A 25,599-nucleotide genomic window follows, 5' to 3' on the forward strand; every position below is an offset into this window, starting at 1 on the left:
CGATAAGTGAACTACTTTTGCAGTTTAAATTGATTCCCCATTGAATGGTTTGCTCTCTCGTAGTATAATAAGTATACACAGTGGAGTATATACTATATTCCCGGAGGGGCGATGACTGGCGGCAAAACTAATACATCTGATTTAATTTTAGACTCTAATCAAGGCTCTCAGAGGCTTCAAAAAACTATTGAGTCAGTGGATCCCAATAATTTGCCTAAACAAGTAACGGCTCCTGTTCAAAAAACGGTAATAAAACGCATTGATAATCCAGGGCTTGGAAATTGCGCTTTTTATGCTTTTTCTATTGGTCTGATTGATATCATCAAAAAAGAACGTGCAGCTAATAGCAATGTGCGTAGTCCTACGTTTGAGCGCTGGCTTGCTTTAGATCCTTCTCTTGCTAATGATTATTATGCTATTTGTGCATTTGATTTCAAGAATCCTAATAGACAGAAACCATTATTAGATCGCATGCAAATGGGACTCAGAAAAATTACCTATCAATATAAGATGAACGAATTGCGCACGACCTGTGCGCGGTCGCGCGCTGAAGATGGGTATAAAGCTCTTGTTGCTACGAGTAGTTTCGTCAATTTTTCTTATATATTTTTTGGCTTAAGAAAGGACAATGACCCCCGGTATAATGAGTTTGCTGACGATAAAATTAAAGCCCGTATAGTCGGCGAGCGTTATTTCCACTTGATGTCTGAACTGCCTGAGAATCCTAACCAATTCAAAAACAGTTACATATTTTGTAAGAACGAACTCTTTTATATTAATGTGACTGGTGAGCTTAAAAAGTTAAAAATCAATAAGCTAACTTCGTTTCAAGAGGAGTTGGCCAAAATAAATGAACATGGCTCTAGCTCATTGAAGTTGACGACAGAACAAATTAAAAAGTTAATCACATCAAATGGCGGTCATGTTCCTACTGCAGCATTCAAAAGAATAAGTATTGACGAAGTCTTAGCGAGGAAAGATACAACTAAGCTGGAGCTGAAAAAAAGGATTAGCCAAAGCGTGTTACCCAGTTTATTAGAACGTGTTCTAAATATTACTGAAGCTGAACAACAAGAGGTATGGCAGACAATATTTGATGAAACTTCTTGGAATGTAAAAAAACCGGATATATTACAACTTTTGGCAACACATCGGCCTGACCTTACTGAAGAAGCATACGATTACCTACGAAGAGAAATATCGGATGGACTCTACGAAGCTGTTTCTGACGGATTAAAAAATCATGTATTAGCGGCACTTCAGGAAGATAATACTTTATTTGTTGAAGGTTTTGAAAATTATACTTTAGCACCATTATTTTTGCGCTTATTGTATGGTGATGATGTTGCTCTTGATCTGATTAATGAGGAAACGCCGATAGCACTTGGTTCAGCCATTCCTGTAGCCATCCAACGCATCATGCAAAACTTTTTTTGGGGTACTCATTTGGATTTGGATTATCTAGCCTATCCTTTTCAGATTAACCTACATACCTTAGAAAATAAAATACAAAAATATCCTTTTAGTGATCTCCCTGAGCGTCCAACCATTACGGTAAATAATGAAGGTAATGGGCATTGGACAACATTTATTGAAGAAGTTCAGACTGTTGTGGCTCGTCCAAATGAGGATACTAAAACAGTAAAAGCAGCGGAAACAATAAAAAAAACTGAAGGTAAAACAGAGCTTTCGGGAAAAGTAGAATCTGAGAAGAGTCAGATAGAAGCTGAGCCAAAAGCTTTTGTACGACGTAAGCTTGTCGGTCGTAAAAAACTATTTAAAGAAATAAATGATGTTGAGGTATTGCAGCGTGTAATAGGTGATACTGTGACACGTTATTGTGCATATAGCGACAGCATTACTTTTTCTATTTTTCACCGTCATGGAGGAACAGGGAGACGCCGCGCTCAAGATTTTCTAACTCAAATCAATGATGAGAAAGACTTAAATGAAGTTAGGAAACTCTTGATTGGTTATCTTGATAATGACGAGAATGGTAATACTCATCCTCATTCATTCCGTACTATGCTGTTACATGGGTTAACCAACGCAAATTTGAACTGTACTTTGGCAGAAACCTCAAAAAATTACGATTGGCAATTGACCCAGCTCAAAAAGCAAATGCCAATATCAACAGAAAAACATACCGCGCTTGTAACCCCATTATAAATGAGTAACTGTCGGGCCATGGGCCCGACACCTACGTTTGTTCGTAGTTAAACCTTTTTCTTATTAAGCAATGCGAGTAAAGCGGGTAATAAAGAAATGAAAATAATCCCATAAATTACCAAGACAAAATTAGCTTTAACAAGTGGGATTGAACCTAAAAAATACCCCAAACTGAGTAAGCCACCGATCCAAAGTAGGGCACTGACTACATTATAAAGGGAGAAATGTACTACTTTCATAGTACCAACTCCTGCAACAAAGGGGGCAAAGGTGCGAATAATGGGAAGAAAGCGCGCAAAAATAATGGTTTTTCCGCCGTGTTTTTCATAAAAAACATGGGCCTCATGCAAATGTTTTTTATTTAATAACCAGGATTCGTTGGCTGAAAAAATACGCGGTCCTAATGCTCTCCCAATAAGAAAATTAAGTTGATTTCCTAAAACAGAAGCAATAAAAAGAAGCACAAATAAGATAATTACATTAAATGAATTATCAGGTTGGGCTGCGATACTTCCGGCGGCAAATAACAGTGAGTCTCCTGGCAAAAAGGGCGTGACAATGAGTCCTGTTTCGCAGAAAATCACCGCAAATAAAGCAAGATAAGTCCAAAATCCATAAGTAGTAACAAAGGTATTTAAATAAATATCAATGTGAAGGATGTAATCAATAAGTTGATGTAAGTAGCTCATTTTATCCCTATGTTTAGGTTAAGGTAGCGTTTTGCATCCGCCATTACATACCCTGTGAATGGTACTCTATATAGAGCGGAGATATGCTTTCGCTGCATTTGCAGCGGTCATTTTCACATACTTTATACTTATTTGTCGATGCTGTACCATGTGAGTAATGCAGTGTCATATAATTAAGAATAGTTTTTAATTTGCATCATTTCCGTGTGAACGGGAGTGCATTTATCAAACTATTTTATTCGGAGCCCTCTATGAAGACCTTGTTTCATTTGGCATTCCCAATTCATGATTTGGCTTTAGCCAAGAATTTTTACCAAGATAAATTAGGGTTTATTTTAGGGCGCGAATCGGAACAGGCATTGATTTTTAATTTTGGGACTCATCAAATTGTCGCGCATAAAATTGAAGAGCCACTACCTGAGCAAGAGAGTATTTATCCTCGGCATTTTGGTTTAATTTTTCTTGAACAGGAAGAGTTTCTTGCCTTTATTGACAGGCTGCATGCACAACAGGTTCATTTTGAAATTCCAGTAAAAACGCGATTCACTGGTACGCGTATCGAACACCAATCTTTTTTCTTGAAAGATCCCAGTAATAACTTATTGGAATTTAAATATTATTCTTATGAGTCTGCAATTTTTGGTGAGCGAGATTATAAAAAAATTGGGGATACGCTCCCCTAAAGAGTTATTCTAGCGTAATAAAAAATAAAGGGTTTACCTTGGGGGAACGTGCAAATTTGTTGGCTAACCTACAATTTATATCTCCATTCTAGTTTGTTACAATAGTGACCTTTATAGAACTTAGGTAAACCAAGGACGCGTGGTGCTACATTTTCTATTCCCTGTTTGCTTATTCCTAAGCGCGGTTTTGTTGTTCAGTATTCAACCCATGGCTGCGAAAGCTTTGTTACCTGTTTACGGTGGGACTCCTGCTGTTTGGACTGTGTGCATGCTCTTTTTTCAGGCGGTTTTGTTGGTTGCATATGGATATGCTGCCTTGTTGAGTGCTTTAAAAAATACTAAAACCTGGCGGATAATTCATAGTATTGTTCTGGTACTTAGCCTTAGCACGATTCCTCTTTTTTTGCGGCCAGTGGCCGTACCAGGGGCTCCTGAGTGGAGTATTTTGTATAATTTATTAACCCAATTGGGTTTGCCTCTACTGGTCTTGGGGGCGTCGGCTCCTTTATTACAATTTGCCTACAGCCAGACTAAGGCGAAGGGGGCTACTGATCCCTATTTTTTATATAGTGCTTCTAATTTGGGAAGCTTATCTTCTTTAATACTTTATCCATGGGTAATCGAGCGTTTTATCGGATTAAAGGGGCAATTTCATTGGTGGGGAATTGGCTATCTAGTCTATATAGGTCTTTTGTTATTAGTGTTCTGTACTAACCGATTTTATTCTTTGGTGTCAGACTCTCGGGATAGCACTCCATGGCCTTGGCGACAGATGGCATATTGGGTATTTTTAAGTTTTGTACCATGCAGTTTAATGTTAGGCGTAACCTTATATATTACCACGGATGTTGCCGCGACCCCTTTATTTTGGGTGTTGCCTCTAGCATTGTATTTACTAACCTTTGTCTTTGCATTCTCATCTAAACCGCTTATATCTTTAAGTTGGCTTGCTCAAAATTTTGTTTTGTTTTTAGTGTTTACTGTGCTTGGTTTTATATTGGGTGCAGGCCAAATCCGGGCATGGCAGAGTATCTTATTTAATTTAGCGAGCTTTTTTATTTTGGCAGTACTCTGTCATCGGCAATTATTTTTAAAAAGACCCAAACCGCAACTACTGACCTTATTTTATTTTTGTTTGGCTCTTGGAGGTGTTTTAGCTGGAATATTTAATGGTATTTTGGCACCGCACTGGTTTAATCAAGTTTATGAATATCCTTTAGCGATCTTACTTAGTTTAGTTGCTTTACCCATCAGTTGGTTTGCAGAAGGGAATGGGGAAATAAAACCTGTTTATCATCAGCAATCAATGCTGCAGACAATAGGTATTCCTGCTGCCGTCCTGGCTATTTTATTGTGTCATTATTTTATTCCGGCTATTCAATGGCCAGGAGGATTCTCGAATTTTCAAATAGGTGCCATTGTTGCCTTGATGATTGCCGCTGTTTGGGGACGAAGTAAGGCGAGCCTATTGAGCTCATTGTTTATTTTATTTGGTTTTATTTTTTCTCCCTATTTGCAAGGAGATAAGATTTTAGTGCAAGAGCGTAATTTTTATGGGGTGAAAAAAGTTGTTGATAAAGGGGCAGATAAAAATGCAGTGCATGCCTTAATTAGCCAATCCACAGTACATGGCCTGGAGGCAATGAATGATGCAATGCCCTTTGGATTTAGCTCTTATTATGGGGCGATTCAATCGGTTGTGATGGATTTTCAACAAGAGTGGCCATCCATGTCGGTCACGATTATTGGCTTAGGTATTGGTACCATGGCCTGTCAATTTCGCCATACGGATGAAGTAAAGATTATTGAAATCGATGAGCAAGTGATTAAAATTGCCAAAGATCCACACTATTTTACCTATTTACGTGATTGCCCACCTAAAATCGAACTCATCAAAAATGATGGCCGGTTGGCTGTAGAACAACTAATGGATGGCTCCCAAAAGCTGTTAATGGTTGATGCCTTTAGCTCGGATGCTATTCCTATCCATTTAATTACGTTGGAAGCTTTTTCTTTATATCGGCAGAAAATCAGCGAAGATGGAGCTATTCTGATTAATTTGAGTAATCGACATTTGGATTTATTACCTGTTGTGACTGCAGCAGGGCGTGCTTTAGACCTTATGGTATTTAGTAAAGTTGATCAGGGCAATGCAGCATTAGGTCAATTCGCTTCTCAATGGGCTTTGCTAACAATAAATCAGGATTTGGCCGCTAAATTAATGAATGCTAACGATTGGCATTTTGTGGCTAATAATAAACAGTTGTTATGGACTGATGATTACTCAAATATAATTCCGTTGTTAAAATGGTAAGGTTGGTATGTCATCTGTAGTCCGTATTAGCGCAGTGTAATATGGGAGCAAAGCCTGATTTGTGTACGCTCTCGGAGTGCGCTGCGCCATTCAGGCTACAATCGAATAGTTATGCCACTGTCATATTATTTATAGCGGGTTCTTCAATTTCTTTTGGTTCAACTCCAGAGAAAAACCAATCTCTTAAAGAAAATTTCGGAATAATTTCTTTTTTCAAAGTACATCGTTGAGAGGGAGGTTCATTGTTTAGAGGATTATTTATTCGGGCATCAATTAATATAGTTTCATTATCGTTTAGTAAAAGGCTTATGGTTTCAATAAAATCAGTTTTTTGCTCTTTAGTACACATCCATTCTCCTATGTTACTTACATAGACCGTATCTATTGGGATCGAGTTTTCTGTTAATAAGCGGCGGATGCGGGCAAAGGTTTCATGTTCACATATGCTTTGAGTAATTACAGCGATTTTATCGGTTAATGCTAAAGCTCTAATGTAGTCGTAACGTTCATCAGTAAATAGCCAGCTTGTTTCTCGTTGTTGTTCTAAAGCAATTTCTTCAATAACTGCATAGTGATCAGGATATTCTTCACTAATATTTAAACTAAATTTTATGCTTTTAGGTTTAACGATACTGTGATATGAACTCTTTTCAAAATTGGTTCTAGAACCTTCATATTGATTTTTTTTAACGAACTGCGTCATTTTTTGAATGAATTCATCTTTATTAGCACACCTTATTAAATACTTTAAGGTGTAATGCATAAATAATGCGTTTTCTGGGTTAATGTCACAAATAATCCCTCTAGATGATTTTCTTTGTACCATTATATCGAAATTATGCCAACCAGAAAAACCGATATGCATGGCATCAATGACCTGAGGAAATAAGCCTATCTGATCAAAAACAGGTTTAACGTAGTGTTCATTGGTATTTATATACACGCCTGTTTGATTAGGGAAAGGGAATTTGATTTCCTTATTATCATGCTTGCGTAGGTGTTTGGAAATAGGGTCTTGGCGCAGAAAATGGGGTGGGTGATGGGGAACAGGAATGTGATGAGGCAATCCGTCACTTAGTAATTTATATATTCGAGCAGTGGACATGAATAATGTACTCTTTGCGTTAAATTTTTTCATTTAATTTAACATAAGATACTTAAGAGAAAATTAATTGGGGAATAAACCGATTGTTACTTGATTGGCAATGAGTGTAGGCCGGGCCTCAGCCCGGCATAGATCTTAAATCTCTGCTAAATTACCTTTTGTTTCTAACCAAACTTTACGATCTCCGGCACGTTTTTTGTTGAGCATCATATCCATTACTGCTTCTGCATTTGTTTCGTCATCTAGGGTTAGCTGGACTAAACGGCGGGTATTGGGATCCATTGTTGTTTCACGCAATTGAATAGGATTCATTTCTCCCAATCCTTTGAAGCGTTGCACATTAATTTTAGCTCTGCTCGTTTGTGTCAAATGCGCTATTAAGCGATTCTTTTCCTCATCATCCAGTGCATAATGAATCACTTTTCCTGCGTCAATACGATAAAGAGGGGGCATCGCTACAAATACATGTCCTGCTTGAACTAAGGGTTTGAAATGACGTAAAAATAAGGCACAGATCAATGTTGCAATGTGCGCACCATCCGAATCCGCATCGGCGAGAATACAGACTTTTCCATAACGTAGACCGCTGAGATCAATTGAGCCTGGATCAACACCGATCGCAACAGAAATATCATGAATCTCTTGTGAGGCTAATACATGAGATGAATCCACTTCCCAAGAGTTTAGAATTTTTCCGCGTAATGGAAGTATCGCTTGATAGTCTTTATTACGAGCTTGTTTGGCAGAACCACCTGCAGAATCCCCCTCAACCAGGAATAGTTCGGCTTGGCTGAGATCTGTTTGCAAACAATCAGCCAGTTTACCCGGAAGAGCTGGGCCTTGGCTTACACGTTTACGTGCTACTTGCTTGGCTTGTTTTAAACGACGCTGTGCGCGGTCTATCGCTAGCGCAGCAATTGCTTCACCCTGATTTCTATGTTGGTTTAGCCACAGTGCAAAAGCATCCTTTACCACATTACTGACATAGGCGGAGATTTGTCGTGAACTTAAGCGCTCTTTAGTTTGTCCTGCAAATTGTGGTTCTTTCATTTTTACTGAAAGAACATATTGGCACGAATCCCAAAGATCATCTGCGGTTAGTTTAACCCCACGTGGTAATAAATTTCTGAGTTCACAGAATTCATTCATAGCATCAAATAAGCCAGAACGTAAGCCATTAACATGCGTTCCACCCTGAATGGTAGGAATTAAGTTCACATAGCTTTCACTAAAACCAAGGCTGGCACCATCGGCCCAAACCAAGGCCCAATCTACTGTTGCTTCATCGCTTTTGAACTCACCCGTGAATGGTTCTTCAGGTAAGTAAGTTCCATCGCTTAAGGATTGGTTTAAGTAATCAACCAGCCCGTGCTCATAACACCAGTTAGATACTTCATTGCTCGTTTTGTTAACGAACGTCATTGATAAGCCAGTACATAGTACGGCTTTGGCTCTTAAAATGTGAGAGAGATGTTTGACGGAAATACGGGTAGTATCGAAGTATTTCGCATTAGGCCAAAAACGAATGGTTGTTCCAGTGTCTCGCTTTTTAGCTACGCCAGTCTCGTTTAATTCACAGAGCTTATCCCCATTCGAGAAGGACATTTGATAAACAATGCCATTGCGTTTAATGGTGACATCAAGGCGTTCCGACAAGGCATTAACTACGGAAACTCCCACACCATGCAATCCACCAGAGAAGCTGTAGTTTTTATCAGAAAACTTACCACCCGCGTGTAGGCGCGTCATGATCACTTCAACGCCACTTAATCCTATTTGTGGATGGATATCGACAGGCATACCACGACCGTCATCTTCTACCTCAACAGACCCATCTTCGTGAAGGGTGACGGTGATGTGGCCAGCAAACCCAGCCAATACTTCATCCACGCTGTTATCAATGACCTCTTGAGCCAAATGATTTGGGCGTGTGGTATCGGTATACATCCCGGGTCGACGTTGAACTGGCTCAAGTCCACTAAGGACCTCAATGGCCTGGGCGGTGTAATTTTCTGACATGGCACTCACTCAAATATATATACTAGGGTTTATTTTATCATAGATATGGTAGAGTAGAGGAATATTCATGAGTAATAAAAAGATATGGAACATCGGGTAGAAGCACATTTATTGTCAGTAGCATTCCAAGAATCACATAAAACGGTTTCTGCATTGGATAAGTTAAGTTTCGTGCTCCATCCCGGAGAAACTTTAGTCTTGTTAGGTGAGTCTGGTTGTGGGAAATCATTAACTTCCTTAGCGTTGATGCGTTTATTGCCAAATAAAGGCGCTTATGGTCTTGATAGTCAAATTAATGTCGATGGCACAGATATTCTCAATTTGCCAGAGCAGATGATGCGGCAACTAAGGGGCAAGCGGTTGGCGATGATTTTTCAAGAGCCGATGACGGCTTTGAATCCAGTGATGACGATTGGCGAACAATTAGCCGAGGTATTGAAAAGAAAACAAGCCTATTCAAAACAAGGCTTAGAACAGGCTATGTTGGCATTGCTTAATGAAGTAGAAATGCCTCAACCGCAAATCAAAATGCATCAATATCCACACCAGTTATCTGGGGGGCAAAAACAGCGAGTGGTTATTGCGATGGCTTTGGCCTGTAACCCTGAGATTTTAATTGCTGATGAACCAACCACTGCTTTGGATGTAACGATTCAGGCACAGATACTTGCATTATTGAAAAAGCTACAAAGAACTCATCAAATGAGTATGTTACTCATTACCCACGATTTAGGGGTAGTGAAAGCCATGGCTGATCGCGTTTGTGTGATGTATGCAGGCCAAGTTGTAGAGCAATCGACCGTCCATGATTTTTTTTCACGAGTGAAACACCCTTATGTGCAACAATTGCTTGCTTCCTTGCCTTCATTTGCCAAAAGAGAAGAGCGCTTATCAGTGATTAAAGGCTTTGTTCCTGCTTTAGAGGCTTTACCCTCGGGTTGTCGTTTTCATCCGCGTTGTCTTTATGCCTTTTCACGGTGTCATCAAGAAGAGCCTCAATTGCAAGAACAAGATCAACGGATAGTACGTTGTCATTTATATCCCGAGCGTCATGAGTTACCTCTGTTAGATGCAAAGAAAATTGCGTGGAATGTTGCAACTAAGGAGACAGAAACCATCTTGCAAGTCACTGACTTATCTGTTGATTTTATTCAGAAAAAAGGATTGTTTAGCCGAGCTAAAATATTATTTCCTGCAGTAGATAAGCTTTCTTTTTGTTTACAGCAAGGAAAAACGCTAGCCTTAGTAGGGGAGTCAGGTTGTGGTAAGACAACTACCAGCCGTGCTCTGTTGCGTTTATTAAACGTTTCTGGCGGTTCGGTGCATTACCGAGGTCAAGATATTTTATCCTTGCGAGGCAGGGCCTTAAGAGAGTACCGTAAAAAGGTACAAATTATTTTCCAAGATCCCTTTTCCTCAATGAATCCGAGGATGACTGTAGGCGAAATCATCGCTGAAGGTATGCGTGCTCAGGGAATGAAACGTTCTTTAATTAATAAGCGCCAAAAAGAACTTTTGAACCAGGTTAATTTGCCCGCAAGCAGTTTGCATCGCTATCCGCATCAGTTTTCAGGTGGGCAGCGACAGCGAATTTGCATTGCCAGAGCTTTAGCTACGGATCCGGATATTTTGATTTGTGATGAACCAACAAGCGCTCTGGATATCTCAGTTCAAGCACAGATTCTTAACTTATTAAAAGAGTTGCAGCAAGAGACTGGTATTTCCTATTTGTTTATTACCCACAATATGGGCGTTGTTTCTTACATTGCTGATGATATTTTAGTAATGAAAGAGGGGAGAGCGATTGAGTTTGGGTCTTGTGAAAAGATTTTTCATCAACCCGAGCAAGCGTATACCCGACAATTGCTTAATGCGGTATTGGATATTGTTTAGAACATCCTACATTTTAGAAGCAGTGGTCAAGCCGCGGTAATTCCTCCCTTAAGAAGTTAAGTAACGTCTATTTGGATGACCTGAATTTGAGATGAACTTCTTCCTCAAAATTTAAATTTATTGATTTAATAAATCATTAATAAAGATGATATATGATAGCCCTGCATTTCTAAAAGAGGCATCAATTGTCTCAAACATAAATTTAACTCATAGGAGTATGTAATGCGTAAGTTATTTACCTCATGTATGTTCTTCTTGTTTGCACTTGTTTTTGCAACAGGCGCTAACAGCTATGGTGTTCATGAAGATCATCCTTATGATTTAGTATTAACCAAAGATATTTATAAGTTTTCAGAGGTGTATCAAATCAAATCACCACTTAAAGAAACTTATCCTGGTTCAATAAAAAAGAGCGCATTTCGTATTCGTACCAACTATGATTTATCCAATAAAGATGGTTGGCAGGCTACAGGGATTACCCGCGTAATTTCTATAGGGTCTATTTATCCTTGGGCAACAGATATTGATATTTATGATACTCGCGGAATAAGAATTGGTCTGATTGATGGTGACATGGCTACTCTCGAATCAGCTAAATTTAATCTTTATGAATATGATGAATCAGGCAATGCAAAGTACATAGGTAGTGCTTACGCAAATGCAAATTTTGACCGCTTTGTTATTCTCGAATCTAATACTAATCCTCATCCAATTGCTGAGTTAAATCGTAATAAGAGCGAAAATAACTGGAGTGTTTCAGTTCATTATCCTGAAAAAATTGATGACCGAATTGTGCGTATTTTTGCCGGGTTTGTTATCGATTTTGAAGATAAATTCCTAGCCACTCCTGAAGAGTTAGCTAAAATGAATGCAGAGAAATAATTCAGTGAGCCTCAGGATGGTTATGCCATCCTGATGATTTTTTAATTTACATCTTGCAAAAAATATAAATATCACAGAATATCCCTCCTAGATAAAATGGATTTAAATAGGTTGTATGTATGGACAGTGCAGCAAATGCGGTGCTAAAAAATTATTTAGCGAATTATACGGATGTTCCCAAAGGCACAGGAAAAGTGATTCCCTTAGTTGTTATTGAATCAATAGCGATGTGCGTCTCACATTTAATTTCAATTTATTTAGTTCATTCCTTACATTTTACAACCTTCCAAGTCGGGAAATTAATGTCCGCCTTCTCATTAGGAACCTGTGTTGGCTCATTAATTAGTGGTTATTTAACAACCAGAATTTCTGTTGTGAAAGTATCTGCTTTGGGGATATTCCTTTATGCTTTGGGTTTTTTCCTACTCTCGTCCATAACTACCTATTCCTACCTGCTCGCCATATTATTTTTATGTGGTATTGGTGGGGTCTTTATGATGATTGCAAATCTCACTGCCCTCATTAAATTGGCTGATAGCGATGCAATGAAAAATCGAATTATTGTTATTCAATCTGTCGTATTTAATCTATCCTTTTCTATCAGCAGTTTTTTTATGAGTTATTTTCAGGCGGAGCGTTTGAAGAGTTTATTTCTACTGTTTGGGTTTCTCCTATTATTCTCAGCCATTTTTTTGCTGAGCAAGGATGATGGTTTTGTCATGGAGAAAAGAAAGACGGACTATTCAGTTAAAAAGAATTTCGCAGCACTAGGAATGATTATACCCGTTGTGTTTGTTTATGGGGTAATTTATTCATTAATTAGAATCTATTTTCCTTTAGAGGCGGTCTCTCGTTTCGACAATCCCTTTTATTCATGGCTGATTTTATCGCTTAACCCCATGATGCTTATATTTGTACAGCCAGTGTTGATTGGTAAATTGCAAGCTAAGGGCAATCTCATGTTGTTAGGTACAGGGGCTTTCTTTTTAGGGGCTGGATATTTTCTATTTGGGATCACCAGCTATCTGGTATTGAGTTTAATTTTTATATTCTTCGCTTCTATTGGCGAAATGCTTTTCTCACCAATCTCAAAAAAAATAGCAGCAACGTCATTCGGCCCAGGCAATGAAGGTTTAGGTCTTGCCACCTGGAAAATGACTTATTATTTGAGCGGTGTAATTGGAGCGATTTTTGTAGGATTTGTCGGTGAAAATTATTCGCATATAAACATTTGGACAATCTGCCTTCCTTTATCGTTGTTTATTGTTTTCTTTGTATTTTGCTGTGGCAAGCATGTGCGGGCCGGATGGTAGTTGGAAATAAATTCCTTTATTCATAAGATTGAGGAGACTTTCTTAATATTTTAATTGCACCCTTTTTAGATTTTTCATCTAACATTTTTTGTTTGGAGCGTCTGCTTCGTTTTTTCTTTTGACGTTTTATTTTTTCAATTTGTTGTTGGGCTTTGCTTTTTTCATTACTCACTAAATAATGTATTTTTTCACACAGCCGTACCCTGGCGAAATATCGGTTGTCTTCTCGACTTCTGGATTCCTGGCATTTTATTTCCAGGCCGGATGTGGAATGTTTTAAGTACACTGTTGAGGCGGTTTTGTGTAGCTTTTGGCCTCCTTTGCCACTGCCCACAATAAACTTTTCAATGAGCTCTGCTTCACTGATATGAAGTTTGCGCATTAACTCCACGAGCTTGTCCCATTTTTCTTTGGTAACCATGAATTGTGTTTTATTTAAAAATCTGGCTTTATAGTACTAGAATAAGGGAGCTAAATAAAATAACTTTATTTTTTATAAGCGCATGTTCTTCCAATTAACTGAGGTTTCTCGCTCAAGACTCATTAGAAAGGTATGCCCTAAAATAATTACAGATTATAGAATACATAGTTATATTAGTGATATACAATGGTTTTTCCTCTATTTAATTAGGTGGATAATAATTAAAACGATGGGCATTTTTATGGACAGAATAAGTTGTTCTTTTGGGATAAAGATAATAGTTAGTATTTTTCTTTGTATTAGCATGCAAACCGCCAATAGCACCAGAACTTATAGTAAGGATTGGGCGGTTGTAAATATTATTGGCTCTATATCCGAAAACTCACCCTTTAAATATTATTTGGAACCACAACTGCGTTTGATTGATAACAGATCGGTTTTTAATCAGTTTCTTTTTTTAGGGGGATTAGGTTATCAATTTAATCCAAACCTGATGTTTTTTGTAGGTCCGGGTTGGATTTTAATAAAACCACCAACAAATAATACACATACCGAAAAACGATGGTGGCAGCAGTTAAATTGGCGAATAGTGAATGATTCAAATTTTAGTCTTCAAAGCCGAACTCGCTTGGAACAACGGCAACAAAGCAACCAATCGCAAACGGCTGTTCGCTTGCGTGAACGACTTTGGTTAAGAATTCCTTTTAAATGGCACAATTATTCTTTGTCTACTTTCAATGAGTTTTTTTTCAATTTGAACCATCCCCAGTGGACCTCGCCATATTTATTTGAACAAAATCGAGCATTTATCGGAATTGCCAAGCAGCTTTCTAAATCAACTATTATGGATCTGGGTTATCTACATCAGTCAATCTACTCGCATAACCATGAGACGAGTAATGTGATATTACTTAGTTTCACTATGATTAACTAATTTGCACTGAAATTATTCATTCCTTCATATTATCTTAAGGCTATTTGTGCTATATTTTCGCACTCAATGAACAATAAGATCTAAATATTCGTTATTTGAAGGGGATGGCTTGCATGAAGATCACTGTAGATACTCTGAGTTTTGATACCGTCCAAGAGTTTACTGCCCATTTAGAAGACACTTATGGAGAGGCCCAGCCTGCATCGAAAGAAGTACTTATTCGCTTAAAATGTGAGGCACTTGAAACAGAGCATGTGGAGCAGATTGTCGAGTTTCTTTTAAATCCTGAGCACCCTCATACTTATAAATTACAAATAGCATCTTTAAAGAATAGTAGTGCTCAATTAGCTTTTGATGATGCGTATTTGGCAAGCAAAAGACGCAGATTATCCATTGATTTTCAACAAAAAATTGCAGAATTACCTCAGCCAGTCCGATCTTTTCAACCACTTGTCTTTCCTCTAAGAAAATCTAAGAAGAATTGGCTTGAAGGAACACAAGGGGCCAGTTTAAATATACAAATCCCGGCAGGGGAGCCCGCACTCACGAAACAACCGAGCCTACCTATAGTCGCAAGCTTAAGAAAGCAAAGAGAAGCTGTTGTCGGTGATGTGGTTCAGAAGCAACCTGTGCCAATGGATACACTTGGTGAGCTTGTTGATCGTGAGACGATTAATGCAAAATCAAAGCGTTTTGCTAACAAACTTTTTAAAGATAAAGCCCCTGATTTACAGCTCTTATGGGACCGATTGGTAGGCGTATCTACCGAAAAAGGTAAGAAAATAACCCATGTGCAGACTGGGGCCATGGAGCAAATTATTCGTTATTACCCTGAATTCGCTTATGGGGTCGTTTTGGATAATTTACCAGCAGGGTTTTCTCTTCAACCTACCAATGAAGAAGGGCTGGTTTTATGTTATAGCCCCGATCTGGAAGCACAGCATCTGGATACGATTACGCCATTAACTATTCTTCCCGAGTGGATGAATCCAACGGTTAATGGTTCATTTCAGCAATTTAAACTAATTGGAAATGAATCACCGAATAGCGTACGTTATGAGACTGAATTTGCTCATTTATTTGCTCCCAAAATCGCAACAGCAACACGCCTAAACGCGTTAAACTTTTTTCTTTCCGAGCTAGAACGTGAGCCACTGAAAATACGACGTATTCAGAATTTATTGAAATTTTTACCTTTAACTAATTCACATTACCACGGCTTAGCTTATGTATTGGCTAATGCAGGCGCTGATGGGGTCGTCTTAGTTTTACAGCAATTTAAAACGCTTCATGAACAAGAGCTTTTTAACGATTTGCACACCTTATTTCTGGACAGCCCTCAAAGTTATGCTGACTTGGCAACACCTAAGGGGCTTGAGAATCTTCAAAAATTATCTGAGTTGACCTCTGAACAATACATGTGGTGGTCCTCATTAGTTAGTCAGCATAAAGCAGCTGGGGCACGAGCTAATTTTAATGAACTATTTGATGCTTATTCTTATTTTCTCGCTGAATTAGGAGAGCTTGCTCAAGAGTTACCTGCAAGTTGTCCTCTAGTAAATATTCAGCATATGAAACCAGCTTTGGATAGAGCTTTGTTTATTATTCAAAACTCAGCTGATCCCAAAGAGCAATTGGCACATCTTTATGGTTTGGATTTTACTGCTGATTATGACCAGGAATATCGTATAGTTTCTCACCACATGGGATTAGTTTCTGGGCAGGTCAATGCACTCGAGTTTCATACCTCCCAAGAGCTGTCTACCTTCTTTGCAGAAGAGCATACAGATGAAGAATTACGTACCCAATTTTATCGCTTTATCGGTACACAGGATTGGGCTTATAGTTTGGATGTTTATGAAGATATTGAAGCCCAAATAAACAGTCAGTATGGTCATCTTGGCCATGATATTCGCTCTGCATTACTTGGGATTGTTCTTTTAACTACAACCGGAATACGTTCTTGCACTGAAGAATGCGATCCTTCTACGGCACTTCAGAACTTAATCAATAAGATGACGACTGTTGCCAAAATGATTACTCCTGATGCCGATGTGAAGACAGGGTTGATGCCTGTTCTCTTAATGTGTTTGGGGGCATTAGGGGCTTGTGATCAAGAGCACATGCCTTCTTTACATGAGTTAAACGTTCTCTTCGATACATTATTACTCAATCATGGTTCAGCAATCGAGATACCTGAAGATGAGAAGGCTAATTACATTCCTCTTATTTCAGCAAATAATGTACATGCTAATAATGAAACATTAAAGGCGCTTCTGGATGGGCTGGTTATACCTGCTGTGGAGCCCCAGGAAGAGAATGTTGCAACTGCTTCTGATGCACGAGTTAATATGCTTGTACTCATGGCTCTTTCTCTAAACTCGCTACATGCTTATGGTCATATTGGCGCATTCTTGATTGATAGTTATAAAGCACGTCTTACTCTCGCTCAGGCAAAAACTACCGAGATTAATTCGTTTAATATCAATCTTTTATTAAGGCACTTACAACTGACGTCTAAGTTAGGTCGACACTTATCAGAATGTTTTGCAGAAGAGCCTAACTCTTTAGCACAATTTGTGAGGTTGCTAGCCCTCATTAGTGATGATATTCCTCTATACAACGATGCGGCTGAAGTACCTGATTCAGAGTTTGAAGCTCAAGTTAAAACCTTAGCACGGAATATTTTAGCTCTTCCTGAAGAGCCGCGGAGCTTATTATTAGCTTTGCTTGCTGATATTGATATTAAGACCTCTTACCATTTACCATCTTTAACGCAATTGATTGAAATTGTTCATGAAGTAAGCATTGAGGCAGTTAATATAGCAGCTATGGAGCCTGAGTACCAAGAACATACTATTTTAAATTTAATTCAGGAAGTGTTACCTAATACAGCAATAGGCAATCTCCCGGTAATGGGGCTGAAAAAGCCCAGTAATCCTGAAGATTATGAAGAGCATATTATTGAGGCCATAAGCTCATTGCAAACAGCAAACCAAGAGTTTGATGATTATTTACTAGGCCTAATTCCTGATTTTTCTGACAATGAATTTGATGATGATTTCGTATCTGATACAAGCAAACAGTTTGATGAGCTCGCGCTACTCATTAACGCGTTAATTGACCTCAAAAATAACTATCATAATGATTTTCGTCGTTGTATTAGTCGCTTAGCTAATGAGGTAACTTCATCTAATGAGCAACGATGCACATTTACCCTTGCGCAGATGGGAGAGTTGCTAACAGGATTTAGCCAAATAGCAGAAGACAATGTTGTTGAGCAATTAGATATTTTATTAAATGCGATGCATGCCGCTTCGGAGTATTCTGATGAGCAATTCGATAATGCCATTCAGCAGGTGTCTAATTTAATGCAATATCGAATAGCAGGCCTTGTTGATTTTGCTACTTATATGAAACTATTGCAGTTGTCATTTGGACATAATTTGTCTATGACTACATTATTCCCATTTGAGCAATTAATAAAGATCTATGAGCTAGAAGGGAGTAAGCCAGCCCAGGCTTATGCTTTCTTTGATGCATGGATGGAGTTGATCAAAAAACTTGATGTGCAGCAAATAAATAGTGTGTTATTGGAACAGATTATTACTCATACCTTTGCTGTTCTTGAAGTTTTTTCTGGTTCAGAAAGAACAATATTGCCTTTAATGACCTCATTAATTAAAGCCTGTAGCACAGGTAGTGCCGCGGAACTACATCACTATGATACGTTGTTAGCTAAGTTTTTTGGTGCCAGTGAGCCGGTTTTAAAGGCTTGGGTCAAGATTCTCAACGCTTATAGCCAAAATGTTGCTGACGATAAATTGCCATTGCTGTTTAAATTACATGAAGGTCTTGAAATACAAGAGTTTAATTTAAGCGAGATTGCTTCTTTATTTGAAAGTCCTCCTTACCCTGATTTAGAGCAGTTTATCATTCTATTAAATGGAAGCGCCAAAGAGTTAAAGGTTGATATTGAGCAGTTTGATAAAGATCCTAAGAAAGGGCGTGCGGATCAACACGATACAGAATTCGGCATTACGGTAACAAAGACTGCCGAGCAGGTGGTACAAGAACAATTTGATATGTCACAAGTAGCTCGGGTTATTGCTGAAGTGAAAAACCTGCTGGAAGGTGCTGATTTAACTTCCCAGGAGCAACATGACTTAGCTCAACAAATTACCTATATCAATGCTATTGGCAAAGAAGCACCTTTAGCGATTAAAGGGATGGATACACAATATAAGGATTTAACCGCGATTTCTCGAGCTGAGTTACGATTGATTTCTGATCATTTGATTGTAACGATACGCCAACCGAATAGTTCGCCTGCAGACAAATTAAATGCTCAATTAAACTTAATTGCTGTATTGCGTGAACAATATGAACGGGCAACTGGCCAAATTATTTATGCTCCGCAATTGGCAGCGGTATTGTTGTCACTAAAAAATGAACGACGTAATTTGTTGATGCAGATTGCGCATGACCAAGATGCACGAGTTATTAATACATTACTTGCTGTGATGCAATGGGTTGAGGCTGACGGCGGTACAGTTGATTTGTGCTATGCAAATTTTGAGCAAATAACAAAAGATTATTATGTTTTTGGCCATAAAGATTTCTTTGCCTCTGTGGGCATTGATTCCAGTTGTCTTAAGGCTGATTCAGCTTTCGGAACTTACACTACAGGGGGCATCAATTGCTCTACGATGGGTGATTTAGCGTTGTACCGTCAACTTGCGCAGCAAAGGCAAGAGACTTTAATTGCTGAAAAAAATGGACGCTCATTATCAACAAACTTAATTCTTTGTGGCACCGATCTTTCGGCTCTAAATGACAAACAAGCATTTAGTTTGACCGTTGATAAGCTTGGTGAGCACCCAGATGCTTGGATTTATCCGTTAGTTAATGAGTTTATTAATCAGCCCCAGTTCAAAAATTTAACTAAACTTAGCGCATGGAGCGAACGCCAAGATTTTATTCAGTTAAGAGGATTTTTAGAACAACATGCTTCAACTGGAAACCATCGGGCAAAATTAAAAAATATATCTACAGATCGATTAAATCAGTGGATAGACTCTGCTGTAACGGCTCAGCGTATGGTCGAAGGGAAAGACTTTGAGATCTTAGGTCATGGAGCAAATATCTATACAGCGGTACCTTATAGTTTGATGGCGGCTCAGACGGGAGCGAGTATTGCTCAAGAAGTACAGCCCTTTTTACATGTTCGCTTAGAAAAAGAATATCTGGATTTGGGACGGAAATTTCCTCTTAATCCAGTACGTAGCACGATAGTTCAGGCCTCGGTAAAAGATTTTGTTGATGATTATAAAGCTCAGGGACGCATTATTGGGCTGTCTAAAACAATGAATGCGAATAAGTTAAAAGAGTTATGTGAGCAGTTAAATGTCACTGCTGCGAGCGCTATACCCTCATGCCAGCATGATGCTCAGAACGAATTGGTAGTAGCTCCTACGAAACACGAAGAACAGTATTGTAGGATGGTTCAAAACGTTCTTGCTACTGCTGTAAATGAGCAGCCTATTGTGTTAATTGCACAAGATGCGAACGAGGTTCGTTATCTTCAAGAAATGTTAACTGCATATTATGGTGAAACACGTACGATTGGCGTGTTGGATATGACCAATAAGCAATCCTGGTTGAGAATGGCGGGTAAACCTAATACGGTGACGATTACTACTGCCTCTTCACTAGGCAGGGGTACTTTTTTTAATACTGACCTTTCTGAAGGATTTTTAACAATACAAACGTATCTTGATTCTGCAAGTCATGTGCGGGAGTTTTTACGTCGAATTTCCACATATGAAAAGCCTGGTAAATATACCGCTATTTATGAGGCTCAAGACCTAGTACGTGCTAGATCTTGGAATTATTATGACGATGCTGAACGTGAGCTAATGTTTACAGACCTTGATGTAGTGCGTCGTAAACGAAAAGAAGTTACGGAAATTCAAGATCGTTATAACCAGTCTGCTGCTGACATGCGTTATGTGGTAATGAAGCAATTTGATGGCTGGCAAGCATTTTTATATTCTATTTATTCGAAAGCTGAATTATCGCAATTAAGTAATGAGTTGTTAGGGCTAAAAGATAATTTGGCCCGTGCCTTAAGTGAGAAGTGGCAAGAATGCATTAATCCTCTCGGCCGGCCAGATCTTTATCTTAGCGTTTATGAACGCCAAGATCCTGAGGGAAGAAGCCTGTTGCTTACTGGTTTTCAGGAAGCCGTGCTGGAGTTTGAGCAAGCAGCTGTAGACATATGGAAGACAACCTGTACGGCATTGCAAGCAAAAGCTGCAGTAGTCATTGATCATGATTCACTCGATGAGTTGCGAAGCGAATATTTTGCGAATGTATCCATCCGTGATCAATTCCGTTTTCATGAAGTCGAAGCGATTAAGAATGCAAAAACAACGCAGATGAAAAAAGAACAAGCACAGCGTTATGTTGCTTCAGGATTGGACGTAAATGGCGCGATGATGCGTTACTCTGACGGTGATCTCGATACGTATCGGACAGCATTTACTAAAAATCAGGCTAAATTATTGCAACAACATATTAGCAAGGTGATTGCTAATGAAACTGCATTAAGCAAATCTGTTCGAGAGAATTTGTTAATTCAAATAAATTATGCAGATACTTTGAGCGCGTTAATTTTATTTTTAAATTCTTACGTAGACTGGTTTGCTGATAAAGATTTTGAAAAGAAATATGCAATGCAACCCGTTATTCAAGAATTGCTTCACGTGGCTCAGCAGGTAGATTATCCAGAAGATGCTGCTTTGGCTGACTTAAAAGATATTTACATTAATAATGTGGTCGATGAAATTACTGATGAATTGGAACATAAACTTTCCTGGGCAGCTAAAGGCAATCGTGGCCTAGGATACTTTTTAGAGCGTACTGCCGTTACTGATGCAGCCAGTGATATTTTAACCGCAGTTACCTCATTAAAAGCTCAGACTAACCCGGATCGACGTCTAGCAGCGATTAAAAATCTTTATAGGCTTCTAATGCAGCACCAGGCGCGGTTGGAGGGGTTATGGATATTTCCTTTAGGACATAAAAATACGCGCAATTTGATCCAAGAAACCTTGGCTACCTTAGATGGCTTAACTCTGATCGGCAATGGGCCGAACATTTTGGATAAGACCTTTATTCAAGAGAGTAAAGAGGAGGCTATCTATCAGGTAATGCGCGATAAGTTTAATGTTGCACTACATCGATTAGAGCAAGAGAATGCGATGTTGTTGAATGGACATAGCGGGTGGAGGACAATTAAGTCGCAATTACTGGAGATACAAAGAAATAGCGATAGTGTTTATGCTCTTTATGAAATGAATGATGTCATTATTAATAAAATAGCTAAACTTAGTAAGGCCGATGCGGGTCTTCTGGCACCACTAACCCAGTTACGTGGCGAAATAAATAAAATGTGGCATGAGTGCGAACAGAATCATCAAGAGTTAATGGATGAAAGCAAATATTTCAAGCTTAAAGCAACCAAAATTGAGACTCAATTAGCAGGCATGAAGAATTTCCATGTTATGGATGTTCGTTTAAAACCTGGCCACAATGGGTTTAATGATTATTTAGATTTAGTGATTGAGGGCAGAGGAGAGAATCCAGCACTTAAAGACTTCGTTCGCTATAATTCTCAAATCCCTAAATTAAAGCGAATGCAAGTAGAACATAAAGGGCAATTAGCTGGGGCTCGGGAGTTATCTATACAATTAGAGCAGCTTAAACGTGAACAATTACCGTTGTTAAGTCATACGGCTGTTAATCCCACTGATTCGAAATTATTTCCTGTTCAGTTCAAAGGACAGGTCGATGTCATTTTGCAATTAAATGCTTATGTCCGCGGGGAAACCCCAGGCGATTTAAATGGTTTTTCAGAGGCAGTGCGGCATTGTTTTCAAGATAGAGATCGAATCAAAAAATTTACATTAGCTAATTTAGATTCGAATGAAATAGATCAAATTCACGATGAAGATTTAAAAGCAGATTTAATGCTTTTACACGAGAAAGTTACCCAAGCAGCTAAGCCTAAATCTTTTTGGAAAAACGCGATGACTTTAGTCGTTAGCACCGTGTTTTCTCAGGAATCTGAACAGGATCGAGAAGATCTACTGGATGATTTTAAAGAGCATTGTAACAATCAAGTGCGACGCCACTTATTGCCTGTAATTAAAATACAACAAGCTGAGTTGGCGAGTGCACTAGATGACCTCCAGAAACAAACATTAACTCAGATAGATACGCTTAATGCGAAGTTAGAGTTCCTCGCTCAAGAAATTGACCGGGAAGAGGCAAAATCCGGAGTCTATTGCAAACGTTTTGAATCGGTAGCTGAATTTTACCAATTTGAGGCCCAGTTCCAGTCAAGTCTAACAAGTCAAATGCAAGAGCAGTTTGATGATGAGATTGAGCAAGGCGCTGAGGAATTTTTCTTTGATGATGTAGAATTTGGATTTGAGAATGCCTCTTTAGGTTTGTAGCCAATACAGCTTTAGGGTAAAGACTAAAGGCGCTACTTAAGTTTTTTGCCAATCGAAAGGTTCGAATTACCGCGGTCAATTCGTGGTAATTCGATCTTCTATACCTCACAATATCACACACCAGGATTTAGATTCAGGTTGCATGCAATCCTGACGGGTAATAGCAATCCACGATAAACAATATAACTGATTAATTTCATTATAATTTCTATGGTATGCTTTTGATGGATACGTGTGGAAAGATAAACCTGCATCTAAGAGTTGTTGCATGAGGTGTAATTGTTCTTCTGGGTACGACAAAAGACACGAGCTCAACAATTTTAATCCGATCTGGCAGGCCTTTTGGCTGGTATATAACAACTCCTGATCAAGATGTTGCGGATAATTATTGCTAGCATCCATCCATTCTAGTAAAGGACGAATAGCTTCTTTTGCTGTTTCTTCATTTTGCAGATAATTATACAAAAGCTGATCCCATGCTTGCAGCATATTTAATAGGATGGAGCGCTCTGTTATGTAAACTGTCCGTAACAACTCATGCGGAGAAGGGAGAACTAATAGCGGTCTTGATGGTTCATCCATGTCTAATCCATAACCTTTTAAAAGCTCTACTAAGGATAAGGGTAAAGGAGTGACTGGGGTGGTTGCCATACAAAAGGCCTCGCAAATAAATCGAGCTTCAGGCCGTAATAACTCTTCGTCTGTCTCAGAGAGTGTAAATAATATTTTTTTTAATCCTTCACCAACCAGCTTTTGGCTCTCCTCATGATCCTGAGACCATAAGCTTAATAGGCGTGCATAAGCCTCCATTTTTTTTAGGGGGATTGCTTCTCTATGTTCCCGTATGCTGTTATAAAGCTGCTGTAAGTAAGCCAACTTCTGGTGTTCGGGTAAGGGGATGGACAAATCAAGGAAAAATTTATCGAGACAATCCTTAAATCCTTTCTTCTTAATCCATGTGTCTAGTAAAGCCAGGCATTTTGGAAGTACGCGTACGGATAAAAATGCCCATGCTCTGTGCCGTTGTTTACGATTTAAGTTTCCAGGACATAAATAGTGTGAGGCAATGAATTCTAAAGATGGCTTATCTAAATAGGGCATGAGGTTTAGCCCCAACTCTGCATGCTTATTGGAAAACTTCACATCCTTCTTAAAATAATTTAAAAAATTGTTTATAAGTTGATTAATGGATGCCTTATCTAGATAAGGTAGTGCGGCGATTAGGAATTGGTTCGAAAAGGGTTTCCAGTTCCGGTCGCTCTTCGCATAGTTATTTAAAAAATACGCCGCATGCTTATTAAAACATAGTGTTCTTTTTTCAACAGAAATCGACTCCAGAAAAAGACTTAAAACATTATCAAGTAGGCTTAGGTCAAATTTTTTATATGCTTTGTAGCTTCTTAAATTTGCATCTCTTAGAAAGGGGAGAGAAAGGAGTTCGTCAATAATGGTCAACTTATCCTCATCAGAAAGCAAATTAACCAGTGCATATAAATTTTGTAATGAGCATGTGGTCAATAAAAGAGGTGTATGCTTTAGCGCGCTGGTAATTACAGAAAAAAATGGTGTATTTTCTTTAAAATAAAGAAAATTAATCATATCACCGAAATATTGTATTCTCCGATTTTCTTGTAGCTCATTGCTTTCCATGGCGTCTTTTGCCAAGAGATTGATTTCATTCGATAGAGCAGTAAATAATTTCTTATGTTGGTGCTGATTTGCCCAAGGAAAATGCCAAGAGCTAATGGTATAGCTATCTTGGATGGGATAAGACAATTTTTTTCTCTTAGCCATCAATACAAGCATAAATAACCGTTCGGGTTCAGCAAGAGCAGGTAAGTAATCTTTTAATTTATCATCCTCTGGAATTAACGTATTTTCAGGATGTTTTATCCATGAAGTGAGAACAAATCTTTGAAATGCTCTAGCTTCAGCTGTGGATTGTTTAAAAAGCACATCAAGGGCGTTAGATTGAATCCATGGGGCACCCGATAAGGCTAAGCGATAAAGCGTTTTAGGGGCTAATGATTGAGCTAGGTTTTTATTTTTTAAAGCTAAAATAAGGGCATCTCTTCCTGAGTGAAAAATGCTTGGGTTCATGATAAGTCCTTTTATTAAAAAATTTATCATAAACTACACAAAACTCAAAATACACTCATTTAGTATTGATTAGCCGTGGTTTCAAGGCTACATGGGATCCAAGCATCATAGTATCGTACACCAAGATTTCGGTTCTTGCCTCATGCAGTCCTGGCTGAACGAAGTAACCCATGATAAACAATTTAGCTGATCAATTTCAGCATAGTTTCTATAGAACTCCTCTGAGTGGTAAGGGTAAACAGATAAGCCCATATCGATGAGTTCTTTCATAGGGCTTAATTGTTCTAAAGAGCACGACAAAAGATAAGAGTTCAACAACTTTAGTCCGAATTGAAATGCCATTTGACTGGTATGTTGTAGGGCTAAATCGAGATGCTGTGAAAAATTGTTGCTCGCCTCTGCCCATTCTAACAAAGGACTTATTGCGTTTCTTCCTGACTGTAAAAAACCAGGATTCATAATATACCTTGTTGTTCTATTTTAATCATTCCAGCATAAATTCGTTAGGTGCGGAGATTCTCTCTTTATGCTCAGCAAAGGGTTTTTAAAAATCAT

General features: G+C 38.6%; 14 protein-coding genes. 8 read left to right on the forward strand and 6 right to left on the reverse strand.

Going from position 1 to position 25,599, the window contains the following annotated elements:
- The first annotated feature begins 111 nt into the window (after positions 1 to 111).
- Positions 112 to 2,169, forward strand: coding sequence for a hypothetical protein (locus J2N86_RS05055; RefSeq protein WP_252581312.1), 2,058 nt, complete (start codon positions 112 to 114; stop codon positions 2,167 to 2,169).
- A 47-nt stretch (positions 2,170 to 2,216) separates the two neighbouring features.
- On the opposite strand, the gene J2N86_RS05060 is transcribed toward J2N86_RS05055, so the two are convergent.
- The gene (locus tag J2N86_RS05060) at positions 2,217 to 2,858 is read right to left on the reverse strand and encodes a DedA family protein (RefSeq protein WP_252581314.1); all 642 of its coding nucleotides are present in this window, start codon (positions 2,856 to 2,858) and stop codon (positions 2,217 to 2,219) included.
- Between the two features lie 251 nt (positions 2,859 to 3,109).
- Between J2N86_RS05060 and J2N86_RS05065 the strand changes: the two genes are divergently transcribed.
- Together J2N86_RS05065 and J2N86_RS05070 are read left to right on the forward strand one after the other, a co-directional pair.
- On the forward strand, positions 3,110 to 3,541 hold the full coding sequence (locus J2N86_RS05065) for a VOC family protein (RefSeq protein WP_252581316.1): 432 nt from the start codon (positions 3,110 to 3,112) through the stop codon (positions 3,539 to 3,541).
- A gap of 142 nt (positions 3,542 to 3,683) precedes the next feature.
- The gene (locus tag J2N86_RS05070) at positions 3,684 to 5,855 is read left to right on the forward strand and encodes a spermidine synthase (RefSeq protein WP_252581318.1); all 2,172 of its coding nucleotides are present in this window, start codon (positions 3,684 to 3,686) and stop codon (positions 5,853 to 5,855) included.
- A 109-nt stretch (positions 5,856 to 5,964) separates the two neighbouring features.
- Here J2N86_RS05070 and J2N86_RS05075 read toward each other — a convergent pair whose 3' ends face one another.
- Positions 5,965 to 6,993, reverse strand: coding sequence for an LIC_10091 family protein (locus J2N86_RS05075; protein WP_252581320.1), 1,029 nt, complete (start codon positions 6,991 to 6,993; stop codon positions 5,965 to 5,967).
- A 102-nt stretch (positions 6,994 to 7,095) separates the two neighbouring features.
- The gene (parE, locus tag J2N86_RS05080) at positions 7,096 to 8,979 is read right to left on the reverse strand and encodes a DNA topoisomerase IV subunit B (RefSeq protein WP_252581322.1); all 1,884 of its coding nucleotides are present in this window, start codon (positions 8,977 to 8,979) and stop codon (positions 7,096 to 7,098) included.
- A gap of 84 nt (positions 8,980 to 9,063) precedes the next feature.
- Here parE and J2N86_RS05085 point away from each other — a divergent pair, with 84 nt between their 5' ends.
- The 3 genes from J2N86_RS05085 (at position 9,064) to J2N86_RS05095 (ending at position 13,067) form a co-directional block, all read left to right on the forward strand.
- Positions 9,064 to 10,872 carry an ABC transporter ATP-binding protein gene (locus J2N86_RS05085; protein WP_252581324.1) on the forward strand — a complete coding sequence of 603 codons (1,809 nt, stop codon included), beginning with the start codon at positions 9,064 to 9,066 and terminating at the stop codon, positions 10,870 to 10,872.
- A 222-nt stretch (positions 10,873 to 11,094) separates the two neighbouring features.
- On the forward strand, positions 11,095 to 11,754 hold the full coding sequence (locus J2N86_RS05090) for a hypothetical protein (protein ID WP_252581326.1): 660 nt from the start codon (positions 11,095 to 11,097) through the stop codon (positions 11,752 to 11,754).
- A 302-nt stretch (positions 11,755 to 12,056) separates the two neighbouring features.
- Positions 12,057 to 13,067 (forward strand): MFS transporter, encoded by a 1,011-nt coding sequence (locus tag J2N86_RS05095; protein ID WP_252582376.1) that lies wholly within the window; start codon positions 12,057 to 12,059, stop codon positions 13,065 to 13,067.
- A gap of 16 nt (positions 13,068 to 13,083) precedes the next feature.
- Here J2N86_RS05095 and J2N86_RS05100 read toward each other — a convergent pair whose 3' ends face one another.
- Entirely contained in the window at positions 13,084 to 13,488 is a 405-nt protein-coding gene (locus J2N86_RS05100) for a peptide chain release factor family protein (protein WP_252581327.1), read from the reverse strand.
- Positions 13,489 to 13,729: 241 nt separating this feature from the next.
- Between J2N86_RS05100 and J2N86_RS05105 the strand changes: the two genes are divergently transcribed.
- Both J2N86_RS05105 and J2N86_RS05110 read left to right on the forward strand, forming a co-directional pair.
- On the forward strand, positions 13,730 to 14,422 hold the full coding sequence (locus J2N86_RS05105) for a DUF2490 domain-containing protein (protein ID WP_252581329.1): 693 nt from the start codon (positions 13,730 to 13,732) through the stop codon (positions 14,420 to 14,422).
- A 113-nt stretch (positions 14,423 to 14,535) separates the two neighbouring features.
- Positions 14,536 to 22,944 (forward strand): hypothetical protein, encoded by an 8,409-nt coding sequence (locus J2N86_RS05110; protein ID WP_252581330.1) that lies wholly within the window; start codon positions 14,536 to 14,538, stop codon positions 22,942 to 22,944.
- Positions 22,945 to 23,049: 105 nt separating this feature from the next.
- Here the strand turns inward: J2N86_RS05110 and J2N86_RS05115 are convergent, their stop codons facing one another.
- Complete coding sequence (locus J2N86_RS05115; RefSeq protein WP_252581332.1) at positions 23,050 to 25,044, reverse strand: hypothetical protein; 1,995 nt, start codon at positions 25,042 to 25,044, stop codon at positions 23,050 to 23,052.
- A 105-nt stretch (positions 25,045 to 25,149) separates the two neighbouring features.
- Complete coding sequence (locus J2N86_RS05120) at positions 25,150 to 25,503, reverse strand: hypothetical protein (RefSeq protein ID WP_252581334.1); 354 nt, start codon at positions 25,501 to 25,503, stop codon at positions 25,150 to 25,152.
- Positions 25,504 to 25,599 lie beyond the last annotated feature (96 nt).

Origin of the sequence: Legionella lytica, assembly GCF_023921225.1 — a bacterium.
GTDB lineage: Bacteria > Pseudomonadota > Gammaproteobacteria > Legionellales > Legionellaceae > Legionella > Legionella lytica.